The sequence below is a fragment of the Pseudomonas sp. MUP55 genome (genome assembly GCF_034043515.1).
Classification (GTDB): domain Bacteria; phylum Pseudomonadota; class Gammaproteobacteria; order Pseudomonadales; family Pseudomonadaceae; genus Aquipseudomonas.
The window spans coordinates 1,954,911-1,979,273 of the sequence record NZ_CP138214.1 but is presented as its reverse complement, the minus strand read 5'-3'; the positions used below and the strand labels follow the sequence as shown (position 1 = coordinate 1,979,273).

The following is a 24,363-nucleotide window of genomic DNA, read 5'->3' as shown; positions in this document are numbered from 1 at the left end:
GAGTGACGCTGGATTGTTACGCTAGACTGGGCCCATTAGAACCTCCAGTTTTGGATACTTCAGATGGTCCAGATGCGTAAATGGCGCCCTTTGCTCAAGCTCGACGAGCACTCACCACAAGCGTCCTACCGCAAGATTGCCGAAGGCCTGGTGACCGCTATCGTCGAAGGGCGCCTTCCGCCCGGCACCTTGCTGCCAGGTACACGGGAAATGGCGCAATTGCTCGACGTCAACCGCAAGACCGTGATCCTGGCCTACGAAGAAGCCGCGACCAAAGGCTGGCTTATCAGCGAGCCCCGCCGTGGGACGTTCGTCAATGCCCAACTGACGCCCACCCAACTGCCCGGTCGCGCGCCGCAGTCCTTCGCGCCACCGATCCTGGCGCAGCCGGTGGTGCCGTATTTCACCCACAACGCGCAGGTCACCGCGCTGCGCCACCGACATGACGCGCTGTTCTTCGATAACGGCACCAGTGACCACCGCCTGCTGCCCCAAGCCGTGTTGCATCGCTACTACCGCAACGCCCTGCGCAACAGCTTTGCCTCCAACACCGTGCGCTACGGCAGCGAAGGCACCGCCTATCACCTGCGCTGCGCCCTCGCCGAGATGCTGCGCAGCGAGCGCGGCCTGGCGGTCAACGCCGAGAACATCTGCCTGACCCAGGGCACTCAGATGTCGCTGTACCTGAGCGCCAGCCTGCTGCTCAAGCCGGGAGATGTGGTCCTGGTGGAACGCCTTAGTTACCCGCCTGCGTGGGAAATTTTCCGTCAATTGGGCGCGCAACTGGTCACGGTGGACATCGATGAAGAAGGGTGTCGTACGGATCAGATCGACCGCTTATGCCAGGTCCACACCGTGCGCATGATCTATCTCACCCCGCACCACCAGTTCCCCAGCACCGTCAGCCTGCACGCCGCGCGGCGACAACAGCTGTTGGCGCTCGCCGCACTGCACGACTTCAGCATCATCGAAGAAGACTACGACCACGAGTTCCACTTCAACGGTCGCCCTTACCTGCCGCTCGCCAGTGACCGCGCGCAGCGTCATGTGATCTATGTCGGTTCGTTATCCAAAGCGCTTGGCTCAACGTTTCGCTGCAGCTATGTGGTCGCCCCCGCCCAGGTGGTCGAAGCCCTGCACCGCAATGCGGCACTGATGTTGGGAGACGCCGACGCCGTCGCCCAGAAGATGCTGGCCGACCTGATCAATGCCGGTGAACTGAAAAAGCACCTGCGCCGCGTGTCCAAAGAATATCGGGTGCGTCGGGAGACGTTGCAAACCTGCCTGCACGAAGCGTTGGGTGATCGCATCCAGGTGCGCGAGCCGGAAGGCGGCCTGGCGCTGTGGGTGCGTTTTGAGGATGAAATAGACGTCGATCGACTGGTAAACATCGCCTTGGACCACGGACTGGTGGTGCGCAGCGGCCGGCAGTTTTCGCCGATGGACACGCCGGAGAATGCGCTGCGGCTGGGCTTCGCGTCGCTCAACCAGGAAGAAATCCGTCAAGCCACCTTGCGTCTGGCCCAAGCGGCGAACAGCCTTTAGTGCCCTGGGGGTCGTAGGGCCGCAGTTTTTCGCAGGCAAAAAAAAGCCACTCGATTGAGTGGCTTTTTCTTTGAATTGGAGCGGGAAACGAGACTCGAACTCGCGACCCCGACCTTGGCAAGGTCGTGCTCTACCAACTGAGCTATTCCCGCAAATGGCGTCCCCTAGGGGACTCGAACCCCTGTTACCGCCGTGAAAGGGCGGTGTCCTAGGCCACTAGACGAAGGGGACACGCTACTGAAACACATGGTGTGTATTTCAGTGCCCAGAGGCCCCACCCGAAGATGCGGTCCTGGTTTCACTCAATGCCGCCCGAAGGCCACACTGCTTGTAAATTGGAGCGGGAAACGAGACTCGAACTCGCGACCCCGACCTTGGCAAGGTCGTGCTCTACCAACTGAGCTATTCCCGCATATGGCGTCCCCTAGGGGACTCGAACCCCTGTTACCGCCGTGAAAGGGCGGTGTCCTAGGCCACTAGACGAAGGGGACACACGTACAACATTCACTCCCTACCGCGTTTCGCTGTGTGCTTTACGCTGTAAGTGGCGCGCATTCTATGGATGGATTGAAAGGTCGTCAACCCCCAAGGATAAATTTATTTAAATCAATGACTTCCCCCCCGTTTGGCGGCCTGCACCGGCATTCTGCGCGCCCAGGCCCTGGCGCCTATATTCTGACGCACGACAAGGGGTTATAGTTGCCCCAGGCAAATGATGGCAATGTGCATCCATCCCAGCGACACTTTAGCTATATAGAAGAAACTGGCCGGGTAACTGGTCGAACAGTCCTATCCGTCGGCTGGCTCAGTCACTACACTCAACAGCAAACCCTATAAAGAGGTCACACCGGTGACACCACTCATGATCACCCTGCTGGTAATAGCCGGGATCGCAATACTGATCGCCATTGGCTACATGAACCATGTGGTGGAAAACAATAAGCTGGAAAAGAAGCGTACCGAGATCGAGCTCAATGATCGGCTGCGTCGCTGTGGTGAAATCACCGAGACCTTTCCCGGCCAATTCATGACCCCAGCGCTCAAGCTGTTGCTGACCCGACTGGAACTCAACGTCAACCAGCGCCTGCTGAACCTCAACAAATCCAGCGCCCCCCTTAAGGCGCGGATCACCGAGCTCAATGCACTGATCGCCCAGGGCGAGTCGATTCCGGTGGCCAACCCACCCGCGCCGATCCAGACCGAAGCCAAGGCCAAGGATGTGCGCTTTTTGCTTGAAGCGCTGCATGGCCAGGTCACCCGCGCAGCCCAGGACGGTTTCCTGCCGGCCAACGAGGCCAAGCACTGGATCAAGGAAATCCGCCATATCCTGGTGCTGCTGCACATCGAGTTCTTCAACAACCTTGGCCAGCATGCCTTGCAGCAAGGTCAACCGGGCCAGGCGCGCCTGGCATTCGAGCGGGGCGTGCAGTATCTGCGCAAACAACCGGAACCTGTGGTGTACAGCGCACAGCTGCAATTGCTGGAGTCGCAACTGGCTCGCGCCAACTCCACGGTGTTGACCAACAGCCAGCCAGCCGAAGACGAAGTCAACGAGCTGACCGAAGGCCTGAAAGTCGTCGACGCCGATGCCGAGTGGAAAAAGAAAGCCATCTACGACTGAGTGCCATTGGCCCGCAACGGGCCGACTGTTCGGGTGCAGGAGCGAGCTCGCTGGCTTGTGCACCCGCCGCGCATGAAGGTGCCATCAATTTGCACCTATCCCCCTGCCCCCGACTAGCGTAAAAAAGTGCCCCTCACTCCGTGAAGTTAGAGGCCTGCTATGCCTGTCGCCGTGATTGATGGACAACCGCTGCACTATGTCGACCAGGGCAACGGCCCGGTCGTTTTGCTGGGTTCGAGCTACTTGTGGGACCGCCACATGTGGGCACCGCAAATCGACGCGCTGTCCCGGCAATACCGTGTGATCGTGCCTGAACTGTGGGGCCACGGTGAGTCGGGGGCACTGCCCGCGCAGACTACCTCCCTTGACGACCTGGCCCGTCAGAACCTGGCACTGCTGGACCATCTGGACATTCCACAGGTCAACCTGGTGGGCCTTTCGGTCGGCGGCATGTGGGGCGCCCGCCTTGCCCTGCTGGCGCCTGAACGTGTCAACAGCCTGGTGCTGATGGACACCCACCTCGGCGCCGAACCGCAAGCTACCCGCCAGTATTACTTCTCGCTGTTCAAGATGATCGAAGACGCCGGCGCCATCCCGCCGACGCTGCTGGATGTGATTGCGCCGATCTTCTTCCGTGCGGACATCGACCGCGAATCAGCGCTGTATCAAGACTTTCGCCAGTCGCTGCAGGATTTCTCCCGGCAACGTCTGCAGGACAGCGTCGTGCCCCTGGGCCGCTTGATTTTCAGCCGCGAAGACATTCTCGATCAGCTTCCACGCCTGGATTGCGACACCACCCTGGTGATGTGCGGCGAGCAGGACAAACCGCGGCCACCCGCAGAGTCCAGGGAAATGGCCGAGCTCATCGGCTGCGCCCTGACGCTGATTCCCGATGCCGGGCATATCTCCAGCCGGGAGAACCCGGACTTCGTCAATGAAGCGCTGCTGACGTTCCTCGCCAACAACGCCTGACCCCCTTCCCCTCTGATCGCGGCGCCCGCGCTGCGATCAGAGGCGAAAGTGCCCCACCATGCCCTTGAGTTCAGCGCCCAACTGCGCAAGCTCTATGCTCGACGCGGCATTGCCCTGCATGCTCAACGCCGATTGATCGGCACTCGCCCGGATGCTGGTGACGCTGCGATTGATCTCTTCGGCCACCGAGCTTTGCTCTTCAGCCGCTGCGGCAATCTGCTGGTTCATCTGCTGGATCAACGACACCGCCGCTGCAATGCTGCCCAGGGCGCTTTCGGTTTCCAGCGCATCACTGACGGCCAGTTTCACCAGTTCGCCACTGTGCTGAATCTGCTGTACCGATGACTGCGCCGCGCTGCGCAAGGTGCTGACCAGGCGCTCGATTTCTTCGGTCGATTGCTGGGTGCGCTTGGCCAGGGCGCGTACCTCATCGGCAACCACCGCAAAGCCGCGTCCTTGCTCCCCGGCGCGGGCCGCTTCGATCGCGGCGTTCAGGGCGAGCAGGTTGGTTTGCTCGGCGACGCTCTTGATCACGCTCAAGACCGTGCCGATGTTCTGGATCTCGGCGCTGAGGCTCTCGATGCTGGCGCTGGCACTGTTGCTGGACGAGGCCAGCAATTCGATGCGCTGCAAACTCTGACGCACCACCCGTTGGCCGCTGTCGACCTTGTCGTCTGCCGTCTGCGCGGCTTGCGCAGCCTCTTCGGCGTTACGCGCCACGTCGTGCACCGTGGCGGTCATCTGGTTCATCGCAGTGGCCACCTGTTCGGTTTCTTCCTTCTGGCTGCTGACCTCGACGTTGGTCTGCTCGGTCACGCTGGACAACGAGTGCGCCGAGCTGGCCAGTTGCTCGATACCGGCCTGCAACCCGCTGACCATATGGCTCAGACCATTGCCCATCTGCTGCATGGCCTGCATCAGCTGGCCGATCTCATCGCGGCGACTGACCTCCATGCGACCACTCAGGTCACCGGAAGCAATCTGCTGCGCTACCGCGATTACCCTGCGCAGCGGCGCCACGATCAAGCGGGTAATCACCCATGCCGCGATCAGCCCTACCAGCAACGCCAGGGCGGATGAAGCGATGATCAGCAGCGTGCTGTTGGCCAGTTGCGCCTGCATCGACTGGTCTTCGGCGTCATAAGCCTGGTTGACCCGGCTGACCACCTGATCGGCGCGATCATGCAGTTGTTTGTAAACCACCTTCTCCTGAGCCAGCAGACCGGTGTACTCGCCGAGCTTTTCGCTGAACGAGGCGATGTGCCCGGACACTTCATTGAGCACGGTCTGGTAACCGGCATCCTTGACCGAGGTTTTCAATTGCTCGACCTGGGCCAGCGCCTGGTCGGCCTGTTCGATCTTGCCCTGCTCGGCTTCGTCCGCATCGGCCTTGCGGCTCTGATCCAGGCGCAGCCGCGCTTCGTTCATCGCCTGCAACATCAACCGCGACACCTGGCTGACCTGCCCTGCCTGCTCGATAAACTCGGCACCTTCCTTGCCCTGGCTTTCCTTCAGGCCATAGGCGCCATCGTCGGCCAGCCCGGCCTGCAACACATCAAGATTATTGGCCACGCTGGACACCGACCAACTGGCCATTTCCAGAGCCAGGTCCTTCGCCTGGGTCAATTCGACAAACTCGTCGAATGCCTTGCGATAGTCAGCCAGGGCTTGTTCCACATCGGTCATTACCGGCACGTTGGCTGCCGACTGCGTCTTGAGACTTTGCGCCAGCGCGGCCAGCGCATTGACACTTTCGTGCAGCGCGTCAACGGACTTGGGGTCGGCGTGCAGGGCGTAGTCCTGTTCGATCAGGCGCACCTTGAGCAGGCTGCTGTTGAGCGAAGACATCTGCTTGAGGCCGCCGAAGCGCTGCCCTACGGTGTGCAGGGACCACACGCCAATGGCTGCGACCAATGCGGTCAACAGCAGCACCAGGGTGAAACCCAGGCCCAGTTTTTTTGCCATACCGAGGTTGGCGAAACGTCGTTGCGCGGCCGAAATCATTGCAGTTGAGTCCTCTTGCAATGGCGGATGCCATAAACCGGCTGTACCAACAGCGAGATTGGCAACCACAGGGCACTGAACACAAGTCGTTGGCACCACAATAATGGCAAAAAGCTACACACCCGTCGTTTTCAGAATGGCCGAGGTCGATCTGGCGGGGCCGAGGGCACGAAACAGTGCCAATGCGCGTTGGTCCGCCGCATAGGCCACGTTGATGCGCAGCCACTCACTGCAAGCCCCCGTCGGGTGGAACAGCGTTGCCGGCGACAGCAAGACACCGAGCCTACGGGCGTACGTCTGCATGCAGCAGGGTGGCTGCGTGCCAGGTCGCGCCCACAGGAACATGCCGCCCGCGGGTACCGCAAACACTTGCCACTCTTCATCTTCCAGCACCTGCAAGGTCGCGGCCATTTGGGTATTCAGGCGCTTGCGCAGGCGCTGCACCCACTTGCGGTAGGTGCCGTTGGCCAGCAAGGTCGCCACCATCGCTTCGGCAAAACGCGAGGTGCCGATGCCCGTCAGGGTCTTGAGATAAGTCAGTTGCTCAATGATCGCCGCACCGGCGCTCAGGTAGCCCACGCGCAGGGCACTGCTCAGCGTCTTGGAAAAACTGGAGACATAGATGACGCGGTCTTCATGGGGCAACGCCGACAACCGTGTGCAACTGGCATGTTGCAGGTCGCCGTAGACGTCTTCCTCGATGATCAGAAAATCCTCGCTGCAGGCCAGCGCCAGCAAGCGCTCGGCCACCGCGCGGCACAGGCTGGTGCCGGTAGGGTTGTGATAGAGGCTGCTGATGAACAGGCACTTGGGACGATGGCAACGCAGGTGCGCCTCCAGCACCTCGATATCCGGGCCCATGCCCGTACGCGGCACTTCGAGCAACGTAACTCCGTGGAACGCCAGTTGTCGGTAGAGGTTGCCGTGTCCAGGCGTCTCGACCACCACGGTATCGCCTGCCTTGAGCAGCGTGCGTATGAGCAGGTCCAGCGCATGGCTGGCGCCATGAGTGGTGAGAATGCACTCCAGACTGCTGGGCACGTCAATCTGGTTCAGGCGCTTGAGCAATTGCTCACGCAGGGCCGGCAGCCCCAGCGGCGTGCTGTAGTTGAACAGGCCTGCGGTGTCGGTTCGGCTGACTTCGCGGATCGCGTAGCTGATGTCATCGCTCTCGCGCCAGCTGTCCGGGAGCCAGCCGCAGCCGAGCTTCAGTTCGCCCAACGGACCTTCGGTAAAACTGCCCCACCCTTGCTCGGCGCCTTCATACCACGTTTTTTCCTGGACGATCGCAGGCTGCGCCACCACGAACCCCGAGCCTTTTCTCGAGGCCAGCAGACCTTGGGCCGCCATCCGCTCGAAGGCCTCGATCACGCTGGACTGGCTCAGCAGATTGTCGAGGGCCAATTGGCGAACGGACGGTAAGCGCGTGCCGGGGCTCACCCCATTCCTGCGAATCCATCCCGCGACTGCGCTGATGATTTGCTGCACCACCGGTACCGGGGCTTGTCGATCAATCCCTAAATCCATGAGCCACTCACTTCAACTGTTTGTTATTCAACCCAAACAGTTAAGCACAGAAGCTCAACAAAACCCGGCCTCAAAATTTATTAAAGTATTGATTTTATTGGTTTTTTTACCTAGTGATACATATTCGGTCGCGGCTTTTTGCCAGCTATGGAAACCCCTCACAACCCCTCAGTCCTTTTCAAGCAGCGTGCAGTGTGAAGTCTTAAATTGCCGTTGCACCGCCGTCCACCGCCAGGGCCTGGCCGGTGGTGAAGGCCGCACCGTCGCTGCACAGATACAACACAGCGCTGGCGATTTCCTCGACCTTGCCAATGCGCCCCACTGGGTGCATTGCCGCCGCAAAGTCGGCCTTGCGCGGATCCGCTTCATAGGCGCGGCGAAACATATCGGTATCGATCACCGCCGGGCAGACGGCGTTGACGCGGATTTTCTTTTTTGCGTACTCAATGGCTGCCGACTTCGTCAGGCCGATCACCGCATGCTTGGACGCCGCGTAGATGCTCATCTTGGGCGCCGCCCCCAAACCCGCAACCGAAGCCGTGTTGACGATGGCTCCACCGCCCTGGGCCAGCAACAGCGGCAGCTGATACTTCATGCACAACCACACACCCTTGACGTTGACGCCCATGATGGCGTCGAACTCATCCAGACTGCCGTCGGCCAGCTTGCCCTTCTCGATCTCGATCCCGGCATTGTTGAAGGCATAGTCCAGGCGCCCGTAGGCAGCGACGGTCTGCGCCATCAACTGCTGCACATCCGCCTCCAGGGTGACGTTGCAGCGCACGAACAACGCTTCGCCCCCGCACTGCCGAATCAACGCGACAGTGCCCTCGCCGCCTGCCACATCCAGGTCGGCCACCACCACTTTCAAGCCTTCGGCGGCGAACGCCAACGCGGTAGCGCGGCCAATACCGGCGGCGGCGCCGGTCACCAGGGCGACCTGGCCGGAAAACGTCATGCTCATGGGGAATGTCCTGTGGGTTGATAGCCGTCGAGCGAGTCTAGCCAAGGACGGGAGCAACGCGTCAGCATTATCAGAAGGCCGGTTGGCGCTGCATGAGCCTGGGTGATAAAGCGCCCCGGCTAACTATCAGGGCTGTCTATCGGCAAGCATTCGCGTAGAGCGAACAAACTTGCTCACAGGCCGTTCCTTGTCTATCACTCCTAGTTCATTTCTAAAGAGTTGCCGCCATGACTGCCCACACCAACCGCCAGTTCCTGCTTGCCAAACGCCCGGTCGGCGCGGCCACGCGGGAAACCTTCACCTATCAGGAAGTGCCGGTGGGCACGCCGCAGGACGGGCAAGTGCTGGTGCGCAACGAGTACCTGTCCCTGGACCCCGCCATGCGCGGCTGGATGAATGAGGGCAAGTCCTACATTCCACCTGTGGGCCTTGGCGAAGTGATGCGGGCATTGGGCGTGGGCAAAGTGATCGCCTCCAACCACCCGAACTTTGCGGTCGGCGACTACGTCAACGGCGCCTTGGGCGTGCAGGATTACTTCCTGGGCGAGCCGCGCGGGTTCTACAAGGTCGACCCGAAGCTTGCGCCCCTGCCCCGCTACCTGTCCGCGCTGGGCATGACCGGCATGACCGCCTACTTCGCGCTGCTGGAAACGGGCGCACCCAAGCCTGGCGAGACCGTGGTGATCTCCGGCGCGGCCGGTGCGGTAGGCAGCATTGCCGGGCAGATCGCCAAGCTCAAGGGCTGTCGCGTAGTGGGCATCGCCGGCGGCGCCGACAAGTGCAAGTTCCTGGTCGACGAATTGGGCTTCGATGCCGCCATCGACTACAAACACGAAGATGTCCCCGCCGCCCTCAAGCGTGAATGCCCCAAAGGCGTGGATGTGTATTTCGATAACGTGGGCGGCGATATTCTCGACGCGGTGCTCAGCCGCCTGGCGCTGAAGGCGCGGGTGGTGATTTGTGGGGCCATCAGCCAGTACAACAACAAGGAAGCCGTGAAAGGCCCGGCCAACTATCTGTCGTTGCTGGTCAACCGCGCACGGATGGAAGGCTTTGTGGTGATGGATCACGCGGCAAACTTTTCCGCCGCCGGGCAAGAGATGGCCGGCTGGATGGCGCAGGGCAAGCTCAAGAGCAAGGAAGATATCGTTGAAGGGCTGGAGACGTTTCCCGAGACGTTGATGAAGCTGTTCAACGGCGAGAACTTTGGCAAATTGGTGCTGAAGGTCAGCTGATACGCGACAGATAACTGTGGGAGGGGGGCTTGCTCTCGATTGCGGTGTGACAGCCAACAGATGTATTGGCTGGTCCACCGCAATCGGGGGCAAGCCCCCTCCCACAGGGGATCTTCATTGCTCATATATAGCTGACGAAACCGAATCAAAAAGTGGGAGGGGGCTTGCCCCCGATTGCTGTGTGACAGCCAACAGATGTATTAGCTGGTCACCGCCATCGGGGGCAAGCCCCCTCCCACATTCTGTATCAGGCTAGCTCGGCGACGACGGCTGCCAACGCTTTCGCCGGGTCGGCCGCTTGGCTGATCGGGCGGCCAATCACCAGGTAGTCGGAACCGGCATCCAGCGCCTGGCGCGGGGTCAGTATACGGCGCTGGTCGTCCTGGGCACTGCCCGCCGGGCGGATGCCTGGGGTCACCAGTTGCAGCGCCGGATGGGCGGTCTTGAGTGCCTGGGCTTCCAGCGCCGAGCAGACCAGGCCATCAAGGCCTGCCTTCTGCGCCAGGGCGGCCAGGCGCAACACCTGCTCCTGTGGCTCGATGTCCAGGCCGATGCCGGCCAGGTCTTCACGCTCCATGCTGGTCAGCACGGTCACGCCGATCAGCAGCGGTTTGGGCCCGGTGCGCTGCTCCAGCACTTCACGGCAGGCGCTCATCATGCGCAGGCCGCCGGAGCAATGCACGTTGACCATCCACACGCCCATCTCGGCCGCCGCCTTGACCGCCATGGCGGTGGTGTTGGGAATATCGTGGAATTTCAGGTCCAGGAACACTTCGAAGCCTTTGTCACGCAGGGTGCCGACGATTTCCGCCGCGCAGCTGGTGAACAATTCCTTGCCGACCTTGACCCGGCAAAGCGCGGGGTCCAACTGGTCAGCCAGCTTCAGTGCGGCGTCACGGGTGGGGTAATCCAGGGCGACGATGATAGGAGTCTGGCAGACGGACATTGGAATGGGCTCTCAGGCAAGTCGAAATCGGCGCGGATTGTAGCGCAAGCGACGCCGTTGCGGGATCCGATGATCGGTAAATACTGATTTCGACGTGGACCGGCGCGGGTTTACGGCCATTGTTTCAAAGCCGATACATTCACGACATGCGCCCAACACGCCCCACCGCTAGCCTCGCCAGCATGAACGAGCGGCCAGCACTTCCAGCCATGGGGCTGGGCGCCTATGCTGACCGTAACAATCAGGCAGATGACCGCACTATGCAGACTCCCTCCGTCCCGGTAAATGACGAGCACACAGGCGCGGTGATCGCCGACGACAAGCGCTGGAACACCCGCGCGCTGATCGTCGATGATGACGTGCCGATTCGTGAACTGCTGATCGACTACCTGGCGCGCTTCAATATTCTCGCCACGGGCGTCACCGACGGCGCGGCGATGCGCCTGGCCATGCAAGCCGAAACCTTCGATGTGGTGGTGCTCGACCTGATGCTGCCGGGCGAAGACGGCCTCACCTTGTGCCGCTGGCTGCGGTCTGAATCAGACATTCCAATCCTGATGCTCACCGCCCGCTGCGAGCCCACCGACCGCATCATCGGCCTGGAACTGGGCGCTGACGACTATATGTCCAAACCCTTTGAGCCGCGCGAACTGGTGGCACGCATCCAGACCATCCTGCGTCGGGTGCGCGATGACCGCACCGAGCAGCGCGCCAACATCCGCTTCGACAGTTGGCGGCTCAACAGCGTGTTGCGCCAGTTAGTGGCCGACAACGGCCTGGTGGTGCCGCTGTCCAACGCCGAGTTTCGCCTGCTGTGGGTATTCATCGAACGCCCGCGTCGGGTGCTGAGCCGCGAGCAATTGCTGGATGCCGCCCGCGGCCGCTCCATCGAAGCCTTTGATCGCAGCATCGACCTGCTGGTGTCGCGCCTGCGCCAGAAACTGGGCGACGACCCCAAGGCCCCCCAACTGATCAAGACCGTACGCGGCGAAGGCTATCTGTTCGACGCGCGGGATATCGGTTGATGCGCGCCACCTTCAATACGTTGTTCGGGCGGCTGTTCGGCGTGCTGCTGGTGGCCATCGTGCTGGCGCATCTGCTGGCATTCTTCTGGTTCCATCATTACGGCCCGCCACCGCCGCCGCCGCAGGAAACCTTCGTCGAGCAGCCCGATGGCTCGATGAAGCCCCTGGCCAAACACCATCGCCCCTGGTTCGGTGGGCCGGTGGTGCCGCTGACGTTTCAGTTCATCTCGCTGATTATCGCAGCCTGGTACGGCGCCAAGCTGTTGAGCCGGCCAATCCAGCGGCTCAGTGCGGCGGCCGAACGCTTGAGTGTCGACCTCGACAGCCCGCCTCTCGACGAGTCCGGGCCTCGCGAAGCGCGCCAGGCCGCGTCCACCTTCAACCTGATGCAAAGGCGCATCCGCGAACAGGTCAGCCAGCGCGCGCGCATGCTCGGCGCGGTCTCCCATGACCTGCGCACTCCCCTCTCGCGGCTGAAACTGCGCCTGGAACAGATCGAAGACACCAGGCTGCAAGGGCAGATGCGCCAAGACCTGGACGACATGATCGGCATGCTCGACGCCACCCTGAGCTACCTGCATGAACAGCGCACCAGCGAGACCCGCCACTGGCTCGACGTGCAGGCGCTGGTGGAATCCCTCAGCGAGAACGCCCAGGACCAAGGCAGCGACGTGCAGTTTTGCGGCACCTGCGCGCCGTTGCAGGTGCAGCCGATGGCGCTGCGTTCATGCCTCAACAACCTGATCGACAATGCCCTGCGCTATGCCGGCTCGGCGCGCGTGGAACTGTCGGACAGCCGCGGGGCCCTGGTGATCCGGGTGATTGACCACGGGCCCGGCATCGCGGCTGACAAGCGCGAAGCGGTGTTCGAGCCGTTCTTTCGCCTGGAAGGCTCGCGCAACCGTAATTCCGGTGGCGTCGGCCTGGGCATGACGATCGCCCGGGAAGCGGTCGAGCGCCTTGGCGGCCACCTGAGCCTGGAAGACACGCCAGGCGGCGGCCTGACCGCCGTGATGTGGCTGCCGAGGGCTTAAAGCGGCTTGTCTTCGCGCCGCGCCTGGGCCTGGGTTGCGCTCCAGTCGGTCAACAGGCTGTAGGCCACCGCCAGTAGGGTCGGGCCGATAAACAGGCCGATAAAGCCGAACGCGATCAAACCGCCGAACACCCCGAGCAGCACGATCACCAGCGGCAGGTTGCCGCCACGGCTGATCAGGTAAGGCTTGAGCACGTTGTCGACACCGCTGATGATGAAGGTACCCCATACGCCGAGGAACACTGCGTAGGTGTAATCACCCTTCCAGGCCAACCACGCCGTGGCGGGAATCCACACCAGCGGCGGGCCCATGGGAATCAGGCTGAGCAGGAAGGTGACGCCGCCCAGCAGCAACGCGCCAGGCACGCCAGCGATCAGGAAGCCGATCAGCGCCAGCAAGGCCTGGGCGGCAGCCGTACCGATCACGCCATTGACCACCCGCTGAACGGTACCGGCCACCAGTTCGATGTAGTAACCGGCGCGGTCGCCAATCAGGCGCTCAAGCAGACGGTGCACAAACATCGCCAGGCGCGGTCCGTCCCGGTAGAAAAAGAACACAAAGACCAGACTCAAGGTCAGTTCGAGAATGCCGCCGCCAATTTGCGCACTGCGCGCCAGCAACCAATTGCCGACCTGGCCCAGGTAAGGCTTGATGCTGAGCATCAGCGCGGCACCCTGTTGGTCGATGCTGTCCCAGGTCGCCACCAGCCGCTCGCCGACAAGAGGAATCGAGCCCAACCAGGTGGGCGCATCGGGTAAACCGTCGACCTGGATGTCCTTGATCAATAACACGGCATCGCGCACATGGTCCGCCAGGTTGAAACCCAGCCACACCAGCGGCAGCGCTACCAGCAACATCCAGCCCAACGTCAGGATACCGGCCGCCAGCGATTCGCGACCGCCCAACCCACGGGTCAGCAGTACCATCAGCGGCCAGCTGGCGAACGCCAGCACCGCACCCCAGAACAGCGCCGACCAGAACGGCGCCATGACCCAGAAGCTGGCACCAAACAGCACCAGCAGCAGGATTTGCACCAGCAGGCGATCGTTATTGAGCATCGGGTATCTCGAAAAAGGGGCTGTAGAAGGACAGCTTAGGCGAACGGCGCAGGTCCGTTCGCCCGGTGGCGCTTAGCGTATCAGATGCACGTGCAGGCCTTGCGCGTCGCCGTTGCCGATTTCCAGGCGCGCGGCGCGCACGCCATTGTCGATCAGGCCCTGACGCCAGGCTTGGGCGTTGGCTCCGCTCAGGCTGACGCGCAAGGTGGTGTCGAGGTTCAACCCGCGGGAAATCAGGGTTAACCAGGTAGCGTCGGGCTCGGCGCCCAGCGCAGGAAAGTCCAGATCGCCGGTGCTTTTCAACTCACGCAACAGCGTCGCCGAGGTGGGCAAAAGCGTGCCCAATGGCGTGCTGGCGTCCAGCTGCTCCACATGCAGGTAGGCGCGACGGTTGCCACGGGTGATGCCGTAAAGCGCCACCAGCGAGTTGTCCTGCGGCGCCGCCAGACGCAACAGCAGGTACTCCTGCTGGCCGTCGGCTCCTACCAGCTTGGCATTGCCGAACACTTCGTTGGCCCACAGGCTGCTTTCGCCACAATCGCGGGCCTGGCACCAGAACAGCAGTTGCGCGCCCTTGGCCTGCAAGGCTTCGCGGGTGGCGGTAAACGCCGCGCTGGAGCTGTGCTCGGCAGGCAGTTCGTACGTAATCGCGGTGGCTTGGCCGCGCGCGGTGGCCTGGCCTTCGGAACGCAGTTGGCCGCTGATCTTGCGGATCGCACCCATGGGGTAGATGCGCTCCCTTTCTTCAGCGGGACGGTAGTCGACGATCTGCGCGTCCACCTGGCGGGCAATGCCGGGTAGATCCTGGCTTCCCGGCACATCGGCGGCGAACACGAGCGGGCTGATGCAGCACAGTCCAAGGGCACGTATACAGCCTTTAGCCAGGCTCATCGGACCAGTGAGCCCTGGCCATGGAGGATTGCAGCGGTTTGAAGATGGTTCATGGTTGACTCCCTTTCAATCCGCCCAGCGTCGGCAGTTGACCGCGCCAAGTCAAGGCGCGGAGAAGAACCGATTGAAACAGTCTGCAACAAGAACCGCACCGGCCTCGTCATTCAGGTGCAGATGGTGACCACCCGGCAGCGTCGTCACGCTAAAGGGTAGCTGTGAAAGCAATTCGGGATGTTTCGCCAACATGCCGTCAGCCGCCGCCACCAACTGCGTCGGACAAGCCACTCGTCGTACGAAAGACATGGCTTGCTCATCGGTCAGACGCACCGGTGACGCCAGGGTCAGGCGGCTGTCGCTGCGCCAGGTATAGCCCCCCGGCACCGGCATCAAACCGCGCTGGGCCAGCAGTTCGGCGGCTTCGCGGCTGACCGCGACGAGGCCATGCATTCGCGCCTCGACCGCTCGATCCAGGCTGGCATAGACCGGCTTGCGCTTCTTGCCCAGGCTCAGTTGCTCCTGCAATGCCCTGCCCATGCGCTCGGCCGCGTTCTCGCCGCTGGCGGTCGGCGGGATCAAACCGTCGATCAGGCCCAGGTGCGTCACACGCTCGGGTAACGCGCCGGCCAGAACCAGGGAGACGATCGCGCCCATGGAGTGGCCAAGTAATGCAAAACGTTGCCAACCCAGCTGTTCGGCCACTTGCAATACATCGTGGACATAGTCCCACACCGCATAACCGGCACCCGGCGGACGGTGCGCCGAGTGCCCGTGCCCGGCCATGTCCAACGCGACGATGCGCAAACCCTGCAGCTTCGGCGCCAGGCGCGCAAAGCTGTTGGCGTTGTCCAGCCAGCCATGCAGGGCAATGACCGGCAAACCGTCTTCAGGACCAAACAGATGGGCGGCCAACTCGATATGCGGCAGGCTCAGGCGTACTTCTTCCACAGGCGCGCTCATGCGCAACTGCGCTCACGGGCTTGCCAGCGGGCAAACAGGTTCTTGATCAAGGTGGCGGTGTCCTGGGGTCGCTCAAGGGGGAACATATGGCCGCCGGGCATGGTGAGCAGCTCACCCATGGGCAGGCGACCGACGCCGCTGGCGTGATGACGCATGACCACACGGCTCTGACGGCCGCGCACCACCGCCAGCGGCACTTTCAACTCGCGCACCTGGCCGGGGCTGGTGTGGGGCACGCCTCGGTAGATGCTGATTTCAGTAGCCGGGTCGAAACGCAAACGCAGGCGGTCGCCCACTTGCAGCAGCCCGTGTTGCAGATACGCGTCAAAGCACTCGGGGTCGAAGCCACGAAACAAGGTCTTGCCGGCGAAGTACGCACGTGCGGCGTCCAGGTCAGTGAATTCTTCGCGACGGCCCAGGGTGCGGCCGGCCGGGGTCAGGCGGTCGATGAAACCCAGGCGCTTGGCGGCGCGGATCACCCAGCGGTCAGCGCGGGTCAATACCGGAGAGTCCAGCATCACCACGCCACGGTACAGCTGCGGGCAGCGCATGGCGGCGTGCAAGTGCAATACCCCGCCCAGGGAATGGCCGACGCCCCACACCGGCTCCGGTTGCTGTTGCAGATGATGGATCAGTTCATCCACCAGGTTCTGCCAGTTATCGTCCACCGGAAACCTGGGGTCGTGGCCGTGCTGCGGCAAATGCGCCACGGCATATTCGGGGGCCAGGGCCGCGAATAATTTGCCGTAAGTGGCCGACGGAAAGCCATTGGCGTGGGCGAAAAACACGTGCTGCGACATACCGGCTCGCTCTACAGAAACAGAGGTTGATTGTCACCATGCCTGGCGTTCACGGCAATGACCGTAACCGCCAGGAATGATGACACTCACGCCATGCCTATCGCGCCGGCGGCTGCTCGCCCAGAGGGACCACGGCGATGGTCAGGCGCGATATGCAGCTGGCCTTGCCCTCGTCGCTGGTCAAGCGGATATCCCACACCTGGGTCGTGCGCCCGATATGAACGGCCTTGGCCACCGCCGTTACCCGCCCGCTGCGTACACCGCGCAGGTGGTTGGCGTTGACCTCCAGGCCCACGCAATAGAACTTGCTGGCATCGATGCACAGGTAGGCCGCCATGGAGCCTACGCTTTCTGCCAGCACCACGGAGGCGCCGCCATGCAACAGGCCGTAGGGCTGATGGGTGCGGTGATCGACCACCATGCTGGCGGTGAGGGATTCGTCGTCGAAGCTTTCGAAGCGAATGTCCAGCAACTCACCGATGGTGTTTTTCTGGATCGCGTTGAGGTGTTCGATATTCGGTTGCGTGCGCCACAGGCTCATATGGGGTGTCCTTGTTGGTTTTATTACAGCCCTAATCCTGCCACAGATATAGCACACCCACCGTATCGATATAGCCTATGGATTGTGCACGTTGACCAGGCTCATAAGCCCCGCCAACGGGAAATCCCCTTCGAGCTCGGCCAGGCTGGCGGTGTCCATCGGCTGCGGCTGACGCGGGTGCCCGTGCTGCAAAAAGCTGATCAGGCTGCCCACCAGGGGTTGATGGCTAACCAGCAGCACGTTGTCATCAGTGTCGAGCTTGTCCAGCACCTGCAACGCACTGCACTCAGGTGTCAGCCACGGCACCGTGTGTATCTCTGGCTCGAAGCCCAGGGCCTCGCGAACCAGGTTCGCCGTCTGCTGTGCCCGCACATAGGGGCTGGCGATGATGGCACTGAGCGGCTCGCCGATCAGGTGCGCAGCACTGCGCAACACTTCGGCCCGGCCATGCTCGGTGAGGTTGCGCTCGGCGTCGGTGCGGGCATGCCCTTGGGCTTCGCCGTGGCGCAGGATCCACAGCTTCATAGCTTGGGCTCTTCATCACGCGCCGGGTGCGGCGCTGGCGGCACGCTATGGGCGGCTTCGCCTTCCGGTGCGCGCGGGGTTGGCCAGTCGGCGAACGGCCAGGGCTTTTGCTCGGTGTGGAAGCTGCCGAAGCGACCGATCTGCGCGAGGAACTGGCTGAGGCTGTCGCCGAAGTTCATCAGGCCCAGGTTCGGCGCGCCGTAGATCAGCCGGTAAATCAACTGCACCACTACCAGGGCGCCGAGCAGGAATTGCGCCACCTGCCACACCAGCGCAAACACCAGCATCCACAGGATGCGCAGCACAATGGACTCATACTTGGGGGCTGCTTTGGAATCGTTCATGCCGCGTTCCTCAGTTGAAACCGCTGGTGGAAATAAAGTCGACATCGGTTTTGGGTTCGGCGCGCATCAGCAGTTCGATGACCTGGCTCAAGGTGCGGCCTTCAAACAGGATCGCGTGCAACCCGGCGACCAGCGGCATGTACACACCGACTTCCTGAGCCTTGGCTTTCAGCACTTTGAGGGTGTTGACCCCTTCGGCCACTTCGCCCAGGCGCGTCACGGCCTCTTCCAGGCTCAGGCCCTGGCCCAGCGCGAAACCGACCTGATAGTTACGGCTTTTTGGCGACGAGCATGTGACGATCAGGTCGCCAACGCCGGCCAGGCCCAGGAACGTCATCGGGTTGGCACCCTGGTTCACCGCGAAACGGGTCATTTCCGCCAGGGCGCGGGTAATTAGCATGCTCTTGGTGTTTTCGCCCATCCCCAAGGCCACGGCCATGCCGGCGATGATGGCATAGACGTTCTTCAACGCCCCGCCCAGCTCGACGCCGAAGCGATCGGCACTGGCGTAGACGCGAAAGGTACGACCGTGCAGCACCGCCTGGACGCGCTCGCACAGGGCCTCGTCTTCACTGGCGACCACCGTGGCGGTAAGCGCATGCTCGGCCACTTCCCGCGCCAGGTTCGGCCCCGACAGCACACCAATGCGCGCCTGGGGTGCGATCTCTTCGAGGATTTCGCTCATCAGCTTGAACGTCTGCGCCTCGATGCCCTTGGTCAGGCTGACCAGCAGTTTGCCCGCCAGGCGTTCGGCGTGGGGCGCCAGCACCGAGCGCAAGGCGCTGGAAGGCAGCGCGACAAAGCACAGGTCGCAGTCGGTGAGGGTTGCCAGCAGATCGGTAACGGGCTCGACCGCCGGATGAATCTTGATGCCTTTAAGGTAGCGAGGGTTTTCGCGGTGCACGCGAATGGCCTCGGCCTGCTCGGGATCACGCATCCACTGGCGCACCGCATGGCCGTTCTCGGCCAGCAGGTTAGCCACGGCGGTACCAAAACTTCCGCCTCCCAGGACCGCAATAGGGCGCTGTTCAGTCATATGCAATCCGTTAATCCATACCAGTGGCGATGGCGGCATTATACGGGGCGACCCGCTTGCGGCCAGCCCCCGCGTGAATTCGTGCGCTTGTCGGAAAATGCCACACTTGGGTGAAGTAATTGCAGGTCTCACGACTGGCAAAAGGCCTCACCTCAGTTAACATGGGCGGCTATCCGTAATTATCAAGGCCGTGCCGTGTATCTGGGCCCTCCTCCTCGCTCATTCCTGCTGTTGATGTTGGCCTGCAGCGCCAGTGCGTCGGCCGACGATCTGTTTTTAGACAGCCAACCGCTGCCGCAGGTATTGACCGCTACCCGCCTCAAGCAATCGGCCGCTGCCGTACCCGGCAGCATGACCGTGATCGACAGCGAGTTGATCAAGGCCAGCGGCGCCCGTGACATTGCCGAGCTGTTGCGACTGGTGCCCGGGATGATGGTCGGCTACACCACCGGCAACCAGGCGGCGGTGAATTACCACGGCACCAGCGCCAGCGATGCGCGGCGCATGCAAGTCTTGATCGACGGGCGCTCGGTGTACCGCGCAGGTCTGGCCACGGTGGACTGGAGCGATATTCCGGTGGCCATGGAAGACATCGAGCGCATCGAGGTGTTTCGTGGCCCCAACACCGTCAGCTACGGCGCCAACGCGCTGATGGCGGTGGTCAATATCCTCACCCGTTCACCGGCCAACAGTCAGGGCACGCGGGTGAAAGTGATACGTGGCGAACGCGGGATCAACGATGTCTATGCCAGCCAGGGCGTCGGCTGGGAAACCGGCAATTTGCGCCTGTCACTGTCCGGGCAAGAGGACGACGGTTTTGACAGCGACGCCGCTGGCGCCGATCGCCGCGACAGCCGCCGCCTCAGCCGTTTCAGCCTGGCCGTCAGCCAGACGCTGAATGCGCAACAGAGCATCGACTGGCAACTCGATGCCAAGGAAGGCACCAATCAGCGCCCCTATACCTACACGCCGGTATTCGCCGGGATTACCGAAGGCGGCACCGATTCCGACGCCACCGCCAAGGACTACGCGGGCTCGATGCGCTGGAACTTCGACTTCAACCCCGAACACAGCCTGTATATCCAGGGTTCGGCCCAGCAGTGGGACCGTCGGCAGATCTGGAAAGCCTGTGACGCCAAGGTATCGTTCAGTCCCGAACTGACCCAGTTGTGGCAGCTCAATCCCAACTACGCCGAGCGGCTGGCGCGGCACATGGACAAATTCAGCCAGGGTAGCGCCCCAGCCGGCAGCGCCGCCGAACAGGCGCTGGGCAACCAGGTACTGGACCAATGGCGCAACGGCGCCAACCAGAGCGTGTGCGGCGATATCGACCAGAGCGCCAAGGAAAGCCGTTACGACCTGGAACTGCAAGACACCCTCAGCCTCTCCGACAGCCTGCGCCTGGTCAGCGGCATGAATTACCGTTACGACCGCGCCGACTCCGACACCTATTTCAACGGGACGCTGGACGACACGACCTGGCGCCTGTTCGGTCACCTGGAATGGCGCGCCAGCGAGCATTGGCTGCTGCAAGGCGGCGCAATGTACGAGGACACCCACCTGAGCGGCAATTCGCTGACACCTCGCGTGGCGGTCAATTACCTGATCAACCCGCGCCACGGTCTGCGGGCGGTGTACTCCGAGGCAGTCCGCTCACCGGACATGTTCGAGAACAACGTGAACTGGAGCTACCGCGTCACCAACCTCAGCTCACCCGCCTTTGGGCAGAGCTCCGGGCAATATTTTGTGGTGACGCGCGGCCCCGGCAACCTCGATAAAGAGTTGATGCGCTCCCGAGAACTGGGCTACAACGGCTTCTTTGCCGACCTCGGGTTGAACGTCGACGTGAAGCTGTTCTATGACGAAATCACCGACATGATCAGCTCGCCCTTGCGCAACAACCAATACATCGCCAGCAACGACAACAGCGCGCGCTTTACCGGCGCCGAATCACAGTTCGACTGGCGCGTGAGCAACGCCGACCGCCTGCGCCTGACCTACGCTTATGTCGATGCAAGTTCCAGCAACCCGCTGGACAAGGCGCAGACCGCGCGCAACAGCGGCTCGGCCGGCTGGTTGCGCGAATGGGGCCACGGCTGGTCCAGCGCTCTGTTCTACTATGGCGACGACGCGCTCAACACGTATCGCTTCGAACGGGTCGATTTGCGGGTAGCCAAGCGCATCGCCCTGGGCAAAGCCAACGTGGAACTGGCCGGCATGCTGCAACAACGCCTGGACAATCAGCCGACCACCTGGGCCGATAACAACTACGACGATCGCCATGTGCTGTACTTCAGCGCGCAGTTAGAGTTCTGACATGGGCGACCCGTCACGGATGACCTTCCCTGGGGTTTCACGACGGTGGCGGCGCGGCCTGCTGCTGGGGTGTCTGCTGCTCGCGACGCCGGTATGGAGCGCCGAGATCCTGCTGACCGCCGCCGAGGACGGAGCCGGTGTCCAGGCCTTTACCCAGGCCCTGGTCGAGCAGCGCCCCGAAGATCATGTCTCTTTCACGCTGCTCAAAGACCTGCCGGCGCCGAGCCAGCTGCCCGCCAATACCCGCCTGATCCTGCTGGACCTGCCCGGCCTCGACTGGCGCTTGCAGGATAGCCAGGGCCCACCGACCCTGGTGCTGCGCATCAGCCGCCTGCAAGCCCACCAACGCCTGGGTGGCGCTCATCCGGCCAAAATCAGCCTGTTATGGAGCGACCCGCCGCTGATGCGCCAATTGCGCCTGATCGCGAGCATCTTGCCCCAGGCCCGGCGGATTGGCGTGCTCTACGGCAGCGACAGCGAATTCCTGCTGCCTGAGCTTGACCGCTACGCCGCGCCGCTGGGCCTGGAAATCGTGCCCCAACGCTGGGACAACACCAGTGACAGCCGCCCCCTGCAAGCCTTGTTCAAGGACAGCGACGTGCTGCTGGGCCTGGACGATCCGCAACTGTACAACCCCAAAACCGCAAAGAACCTGTTATTGAGCAGCTATGCCCAGCAATTGCCACTGGTGGGCCCCAATGCCGGGTTCGTGCGGGCTGGCAGCCTGGCCAGCACCTATAGCGATCAGGCCGACTGGCTCGCCGTACTCGACCGATTGCTGGACCACTCGCCGACCAACTGGCCACGCACCCTTTACCCGGAACACTTCAAAGTGGTGGGCAACCCGCAAGTTGCACGCTCACTGGGCATCGAACAGGTCGACGAAGCTGCCGTCGCCGCCCGCTTGGCCGAAGGAGATCAACGCCCATGACCTTGCGCCGTCGCTGGGACATCAACACCCGCACCCAACTCATCACCCTGGGCCCCGCGCTGTTGCTGACCTTGCTGTTGATCAGCTTCTTTACCTTCGTGCGTATCCAGGACTTGCGCCAGGAGCTGGACCACACCGGCCAGTTGATTGCCAACCAACTGGCGCCTGCCACCGAATACGGGGTTATTTCCGGCAACAACGATGTGCTCGATACCCTGCTGCGCGCGACGCTGGCCACACCCCACGTGCGTTTCCTGGAAATTCAGGACAGCGCCGAGAACATTCTGGTGTACGTCGAGCAGCCGTCGGAGAAACACGATCGCTCACTGTCGGTGAAGGTGTTCCAGGCACCGATCCGCTTGCAGCATATCCAGCTGGGCAATGATTTTTTCCAGGACAACCTCAATGAACCCATCGCGCCGCGTGCGGATTACCTGGGCCGAGTGATCGTGGGAATGTCCAACGACGCGTTCAGCCAGCGCCAGCAGGAAATCCTGTTCAAGGCCGGGATTCTGGCGCTGTTCGCACTTTTGTTTACCTTCCTGCTGGCGCGACGCCTGGCCGCCAGCCTGTCGCAACCGATCAGCGCCATGGGGCACGCGGTAAAAGCCATCCAACAGGGCGATTACACGACACCGCTGCCGATTGTCGACGACTCCGAACTGGGCGACCTGTCGCGGCACATCAACAACCTCGCCGCGGGCCTCAACCAGGCCAGCCGTGAACAGCAGCAAGCCATGGCCCAGTTGATCCAGACCCGCGAGGAAGCCGAGCGCGCAAACAATGCCAAGTCGGACTTCCTGGCGATGATGAGCCATGAGCTGCGCACGCCCATGAATGGCGTACTGGGCATGCTGCAACTGCTGGAAACCACCGAGATGACCGAAGAGCAGACCGAGTACGCGGCGCTCGCCTGCGAATCCACCGAGCACCTGCTCAAGGTGATCAACGACATCCTCGACTTCTCGCGCATCGAACGGGCCGCGCTGGAACTGGAACATATTTCCTTCAACCTGGCGGACCTGATCAACAGTTGTGCCCAAGCCTTCCAGCACAGTGCACAGCAGCGCGGGCTGGCGTTGGAACTGCCGATTCCCTTGGGCATGGACGCCTTGCGGGTGCGCGGCGACCCGACGCGTATCCGGCAGATTCTGGTAAACCTGATCGGCAATGCCTTGAAGTTCACCGAGCAGGGCACGGTGCACGTGGAACCCAACTGGCAAACCCTGGACCATGAACTGGTGTGGTTCACCTGCACCGTGCGCGACAGCGGTATCGGCATTTGCGCCGAGCGCCTGGAATTGATGTTCGACGCGTTCCAGCAGGCCGACAGTTCCATTTCAAGACGTTACGGCGGCACCGGCCTAGGCCTGCCGATCGCCCGCACCCTGGCCGAACGCATGGGCGGCACCCTGCGCGCCCAGAGCGAAGAAGGTCGGGGTTCGGTGTTCACCCTGGAAATTCCGCTGGCGATCGATCAGCAAAGCCTGCCTGCCGTCGCCCCGGACGCCGAGGGTAAAACCAGTGCGGGTGAGGGGCGACATATACTGCTGGTGGAAGACAACCCGGTTAACCGCACCGTGGTCGAAGCCATGCTGCGCAGCCTGGGCTTTGAAGTCAGCCTGGCCACCAATGGCGCCGAGGCGATCCGCAGTGCCGAAAGCCTGATCTTCACGGCCATTCTGATGGACTGCCGCCTGCCATTGATCGACGGCTACGAGGCCACCCGGCAAATTCGCCAACTGCCCGGCTGCGCCGATCTGCCGATTATCGCGCTGACCGCCAACGCCTTGCAGGGCGACCGCGAAGCCTGTCTGACCGCTGGAATGAACGATTACCTGGCCAAACCGTTCAAACGCACGGATTTGCAGCACATCCTCCAGCGCTGGGTGCATTAGCGCTCATTGCCACACCAAGTCCGACTGGCGTGGAAGACGAAAGTGCGGCAGTCTTAGGCACCCAAACGGGCTGATAAACAGGTCCGGTTTAAAATTTCAGTGAACAAGTGTACATTGAGTACCTTGACGCTGTGACTTTCACTACAACGCAATAGTCTATGTGTAGGCTACCGCTATGAGGCATGAACGCTTC

Annotated in this window: 21 protein-coding genes, 4 tRNA genes and 1 pseudogene; 9 read left to right on the top strand and 17 right to left on the bottom strand. The window is 62.2% G+C overall.

Annotated elements, in window-relative coordinates:
* Window positions 1-63: 63 nt before the first annotated feature.
* Window positions 64-1,545 (top strand): MocR-like pyridoxine biosynthesis transcription factor PdxR, encoded by a 1,482-nt coding sequence (locus SC318_RS08985; protein WP_320430472.1) that lies wholly within the window; start codon window positions 64-66, stop codon window positions 1,543-1,545.
* 76 nt (window positions 1,546-1,621) lie between these two features.
* On the opposite strand, the gene SC318_RS08980 is transcribed toward SC318_RS08985, so the two are convergent.
* The 4 genes from SC318_RS08980 to SC318_RS08965 form a co-directional block, all read right to left on the bottom strand.
* Window positions 1,622-1,697, bottom strand: a tRNA-Gly gene (locus SC318_RS08980).
* 3 nt (window positions 1,698-1,700) lie between these two features.
* Window positions 1,701-1,776, bottom strand: a tRNA-Glu gene (locus SC318_RS08975).
* Window positions 1,777-1,881: 105 nt separating this feature from the next.
* Window positions 1,882-1,957, bottom strand: a tRNA-Gly gene (locus tag SC318_RS08970).
* Between the two features lie 3 nt (window positions 1,958-1,960).
* Window positions 1,961-2,036, bottom strand: a tRNA-Glu gene (locus tag SC318_RS08965).
* A 359-nt stretch (window positions 2,037-2,395) separates the two neighbouring features.
* Here SC318_RS08965 and SC318_RS08960 point away from each other — a divergent pair.
* Window positions 2,396-3,166, top strand: coding sequence for a hypothetical protein (locus SC318_RS08960; RefSeq protein ID WP_320430471.1), 771 nt, complete (start codon window positions 2,396-2,398; stop codon window positions 3,164-3,166).
* A gap of 159 nt (window positions 3,167-3,325) precedes the next feature.
* A complete protein-coding gene (locus tag SC318_RS08955; protein WP_320430470.1) occupies window positions 3,326-4,138 on the top strand; it encodes an alpha/beta fold hydrolase in 813 nt (270 codons plus the stop codon).
* A gap of 36 nt (window positions 4,139-4,174) precedes the next feature.
* Here the strand turns inward: SC318_RS08955 and SC318_RS26990 are convergent, their stop codons facing one another.
* The 4 genes and pseudogenes from SC318_RS26990 to SC318_RS08940 all read right to left on the bottom strand — a co-directional run bounded on the left by SC318_RS26990 (window position 4,175) and on the right by SC318_RS08940 (window position 8,633).
* Entirely contained in the window at window positions 4,175-4,879 is a 705-nt protein-coding gene (locus SC318_RS26990) for a methyl-accepting chemotaxis protein (protein WP_413817638.1), read from the bottom strand.
* Window positions 4,880-5,083: 204 nt separating this feature from the next.
* Window positions 5,084-5,260 (bottom strand): annotated as a pseudogene (locus SC318_RS26985) (HAMP domain-containing protein); the annotation flags it as partial.
* A 996-nt stretch (window positions 5,261-6,256) separates the two neighbouring features.
* A complete protein-coding gene (locus SC318_RS08945) occupies window positions 6,257-7,669 on the bottom strand; it encodes an aminotransferase-like domain-containing protein (RefSeq protein WP_320430468.1) in 1,413 nt (470 codons plus the stop codon).
* 202 nt (window positions 7,670-7,871) lie between these two features.
* On the bottom strand, window positions 7,872-8,633 hold the full coding sequence (locus tag SC318_RS08940) for an SDR family oxidoreductase (protein WP_320430467.1): 762 nt from the start codon (window positions 8,631-8,633) through the stop codon (window positions 7,872-7,874).
* Window positions 8,634-8,860: 227 nt separating this feature from the next.
* Between SC318_RS08940 and SC318_RS08935 the strand changes: the two genes are divergently transcribed.
* Window positions 8,861-9,868 carry an NADP-dependent oxidoreductase gene (locus SC318_RS08935; protein WP_320430466.1) on the top strand — a complete coding sequence of 336 codons (1,008 nt, stop codon included), beginning with the start codon at window positions 8,861-8,863 and terminating at the stop codon, window positions 9,866-9,868.
* A 247-nt stretch (window positions 9,869-10,115) separates the two neighbouring features.
* On the opposite strand, the gene pyrF is transcribed toward SC318_RS08935, so the two are convergent.
* The gene (gene pyrF / locus SC318_RS08930; RefSeq protein WP_320430465.1) at window positions 10,116-10,814 is read right to left on the bottom strand and encodes an orotidine-5'-phosphate decarboxylase; all 699 of its coding nucleotides are present in this window, start codon (window positions 10,812-10,814) and stop codon (window positions 10,116-10,118) included.
* Between the two features lie 260 nt (window positions 10,815-11,074).
* On the opposite strand from pyrF, the gene SC318_RS08925 reads away from it, so the two are divergent.
* Both SC318_RS08925 and SC318_RS08920 read left to right on the top strand, forming a co-directional pair.
* Window positions 11,075-11,839, top strand: coding sequence for a response regulator (locus tag SC318_RS08925; protein ID WP_320430464.1), 765 nt, complete (start codon window positions 11,075-11,077; stop codon window positions 11,837-11,839).
* Window positions 11,839-12,873, top strand: coding sequence for a sensor histidine kinase (locus tag SC318_RS08920; RefSeq protein ID WP_320430463.1), 1,035 nt, complete (start codon window positions 11,839-11,841; stop codon window positions 12,871-12,873). The genes SC318_RS08925 and SC318_RS08920 overlap by 1 nt, the downstream gene beginning before the upstream one ends.
* On the opposite strand, the gene SC318_RS08915 is transcribed toward SC318_RS08920, so the two are convergent.
* The 8 genes from SC318_RS08915 to SC318_RS08880 all read right to left on the bottom strand — a co-directional run bounded on the left by SC318_RS08915 (window position 12,870) and on the right by SC318_RS08880 (window position 19,025).
* On the bottom strand, window positions 12,870-13,931 hold the full coding sequence (locus tag SC318_RS08915) for an AI-2E family transporter (protein WP_320430462.1): 1,062 nt from the start codon (window positions 13,929-13,931) through the stop codon (window positions 12,870-12,872). The genes SC318_RS08920 and SC318_RS08915 overlap by 4 nt on opposite strands.
* Before the next feature lie 72 nt (window positions 13,932-14,003).
* The gene (locus SC318_RS08910; RefSeq protein ID WP_320430461.1) at window positions 14,004-14,822 is read right to left on the bottom strand and encodes a DUF4892 domain-containing protein; all 819 of its coding nucleotides are present in this window, start codon (window positions 14,820-14,822) and stop codon (window positions 14,004-14,006) included.
* Window positions 14,823-14,924: 102 nt separating this feature from the next.
* Window positions 14,925-15,779 (bottom strand): alpha/beta hydrolase, encoded by an 855-nt coding sequence (locus SC318_RS08905; RefSeq protein WP_306492322.1) that lies wholly within the window; start codon window positions 15,777-15,779, stop codon window positions 14,925-14,927.
* A complete protein-coding gene (locus SC318_RS08900) occupies window positions 15,776-16,579 on the bottom strand; it encodes an alpha/beta fold hydrolase (protein WP_320430460.1) in 804 nt (267 codons plus the stop codon). Before SC318_RS08900 ends, SC318_RS08905 begins: the two co-directional genes overlap by 4 nt.
* Window positions 16,580-16,676: 97 nt before the next feature.
* Complete coding sequence (locus SC318_RS08895; RefSeq protein WP_320430459.1) at window positions 16,677-17,120, bottom strand: hotdog fold thioesterase; 444 nt, start codon at window positions 17,118-17,120, stop codon at window positions 16,677-16,679.
* Between the two features lie 75 nt (window positions 17,121-17,195).
* Window positions 17,196-17,645 (bottom strand): phosphohistidine phosphatase SixA, encoded by a 450-nt coding sequence (gene sixA, locus SC318_RS08890; RefSeq protein ID WP_320430458.1) that lies wholly within the window; start codon window positions 17,643-17,645, stop codon window positions 17,196-17,198.
* Window positions 17,642-17,989, bottom strand: coding sequence for a DUF4389 domain-containing protein (locus tag SC318_RS08885; RefSeq protein WP_306492318.1), 348 nt, complete (start codon window positions 17,987-17,989; stop codon window positions 17,642-17,644). The genes sixA and SC318_RS08885 overlap by 4 nt, the downstream gene beginning before the upstream one ends.
* 10 nt (window positions 17,990-17,999) lie before the next feature.
* A complete protein-coding gene (locus SC318_RS08880) occupies window positions 18,000-19,025 on the bottom strand; it encodes an NAD(P)H-dependent glycerol-3-phosphate dehydrogenase (RefSeq protein ID WP_306492317.1) in 1,026 nt (341 codons plus the stop codon).
* Window positions 19,026-19,220: 195 nt separating this feature from the next.
* Here SC318_RS08880 and SC318_RS08875 point away from each other — a divergent pair, with 195 nt between their 5' ends.
* Genes SC318_RS08875 through SC318_RS08865 form a run of 3 tightly spaced genes read left to right on the top strand, consistent with a single transcriptional unit; the run spans window position 19,221 to window position 24,170 of the window.
* Window positions 19,221-21,341, top strand: a complete 2,121-nt coding sequence (locus SC318_RS08875) for a TonB-dependent receptor plug domain-containing protein (RefSeq protein WP_320430457.1) — start codon at window positions 19,221-19,223, stop codon at window positions 21,339-21,341.
* Between the two features lies 1 nt (window position 21,342).
* Window positions 21,343-22,272, top strand: coding sequence for an ABC transporter substrate-binding protein (locus tag SC318_RS08870; RefSeq protein WP_320430456.1), 930 nt, complete (start codon window positions 21,343-21,345; stop codon window positions 22,270-22,272).
* Window positions 22,269-24,170, top strand: a complete 1,902-nt coding sequence (locus SC318_RS08865; protein WP_320430455.1) for an ATP-binding protein — start codon at window positions 22,269-22,271, stop codon at window positions 24,168-24,170. Before SC318_RS08870 ends, SC318_RS08865 begins: the two co-directional genes overlap by 4 nt.
* Window positions 24,171-24,363: the final 193 nt, after the last annotated feature.